Source organism: Candidatus Kuenenbacteria bacterium (assembly GCA_012797775.1).
Taxonomy (GTDB): Bacteria; Patescibacteriota; Patescibacteriia; order UBA2196; family GWA2-42-15; genus JAAZMX01.
Map to the genome: position 1 here is coordinate 1 of JAAZOM010000019.1, position 2,055 is coordinate 2,055.

The window sequence follows — 2,055 nt, forward strand, 5'->3', positions numbered from 1 at the left end:
AAATTTGGATATCTTGTCTTGTTTGTCCTGTATGTCTTTAGCCGTCCTGTCGAGATCCTCGCCAGTTTTTTTTATTTGTAGCTCTGTTTCTTGGATTTCCTCTTCATTCAGTTTTATTTCTGCCTCTTTTTTGTTTATTTGTGTTTCCAAGATAGAAATTTGGCTTTTTAGACTGGATGATTTCGCCCGCTCTTCGCCCAGACTCTTTTCATAAGCGCTAATTTTTTCCCTTAAGGCATCTATTTCGCTTTGCTTGGCTCTTATCTCCTCATTTAATTGCTCCACGGTTTTGTCGCCGCCAATCCCCTCTTCGGCCAAAGAAAAACCGGTATTTAGGAAAATACCCAAAATAAAACAAAAAATGATTAATCCAAAAAATATCTTTTTTCTCATATAAAGACTGGTTGTCAATTAAATTATAACATATTTATTCTTGAACCCAAAAAAGTTGCTCTTGTTCAAAAATTAGCTTATTATTATAATATCTTTAAATTTTTATCCTATGCAGGTTCCTTATAGAAAACCCGGCAAATATGCTGCCACTCCAACTGACTTTCACATTACTGCGGCCAAGCGTGAAGAATTACAAAAAAAACTAGCCGAGCTTCTGTCCAAGCGCCCTTATCTTATCGCTGACATGCAAAAACACGCCTCCAATGGAGATTTTTCCGAAAATGCGCCTTATCAAATAGCCAAAGGCCAGCTCCGCTCTCTCAATCGTCGTATTGATGAGATAGAAGAGCAACTGCGCCATGCGGAAATAATTGATCCCAACGCCCCCAAAGATGCTATTCAGATTGGCTGTTCTGTTGACCTAGAAATTAATGGGGGGAAAGCCACCTATCAAATTCTCGGCTCTTCAGAAACAGATCCCAAGGCCGGTATTATTTCCCACCGCTCCCCTATTGGCTCTGCCCTGATTGGCCGGCGAACAGGTGAAACTATTACTATAAAAAATAATAACCGAGAAATATCCTGTCTTATTCTCAAAATATATTAATCATCAAAAACCAAAAACAGCCCCGCGTCGGGGCTGTTTTAATAAATTTTGGCACGGCATCGTGGAGGACGTTAGAACTATTATTGAGCAACAAACCGAGTATATTTACATACCCGACTTAGCTCCATGAGCGTAGATTTATTCTATCAAGTTCTACCCTACTCCGCAACTCGCTATTGTTTAGAAGATAAAAATAGAAGCTCTTTACTCCGCAGTGTCAGATTTAGTTTATTAATATAATTCCTTCGATTTTTAAAAATGAAAAAAGAGCAGTTTATAGACTTGCTCTCAGAGTCTGTTTTGCCTATTCCTCGTCGTCAAGGTCAGGCGTTATAGTCTCAAGAAAAAATAGTTTGGCAGAGAAAGAAAATTATTTGGCCAGCCAATGTTATGGAGGCGAAAATAATTTGTTGTCTTACCGAGAACTCCGGAATTTCCCTGTCACTGATTTTTTTTCTTCTGCGTTTTTTACGCCAATCTGTTTTAATTCTTTTTAAGCAGTGAATGGTAACCCTAAAGAATAAAAACACCTGGCAATAGGTTACTAGAACATTTACTGTGGCATATATTACAGCCACAATTTTTACTACAAGGTAGCCGGTGTATTTGAATAAGGAATAGCCCAAGTACGCTTGGAATGAATGCCCAGCAATGAAAAGAATTAAAACAATAAGGGCAAATGTTAAGCGTTTGAACTTCTTTTTTCCTCTACACCCATAGACAGAAAATAACGCGGGCTTTAGTATTAGTCGCCCAGAAAATGGCAACATACCTATCCATTTTGTCGTTATTTTCAAGAACTGATATATTTTTTTCATCGTTCCCCTCCAGTTGGTATATTTATTGTCAAAATATTAATTTTTCTCTTAAAGAATAATATAATTCAAGCACATTTTTACTATCCTGTCAACAGCAATAATAGCCACAATCATACAATTTTATCTAATTTTAGCTGAAAATTAATACAAAAAAATACCATAATCCTTTTGATTCAGTGTTTTTTATTAATCACACTGCCCTATTACTCTCTATTCCTACAGTGTCAGATTGCTAAT

General features: G+C 36.8%; 2 protein-coding genes. One reads left to right on the top strand and one right to left on the bottom strand.

From position 1 onward, the window contains the following. Window positions 1-393, bottom strand: a 393-nt coding sequence (locus GYA54_02300; GenBank protein NMC51538.1) for a hypothetical protein, incomplete at its 3' end; no start/stop codon positions are given. 109 nt (window positions 394-502) lie between these two features. On the opposite strand from GYA54_02300, the gene GYA54_02305 reads away from it, so the two are divergent. Continuing rightward, entirely contained in the window at window positions 503-1,000 is a 498-nt protein-coding gene (locus GYA54_02305) for a transcription elongation factor GreA (GenBank protein NMC51539.1), read from the top strand. The last annotated feature ends 1,055 nt before the right edge of the window (window positions 1,001-2,055 follow it).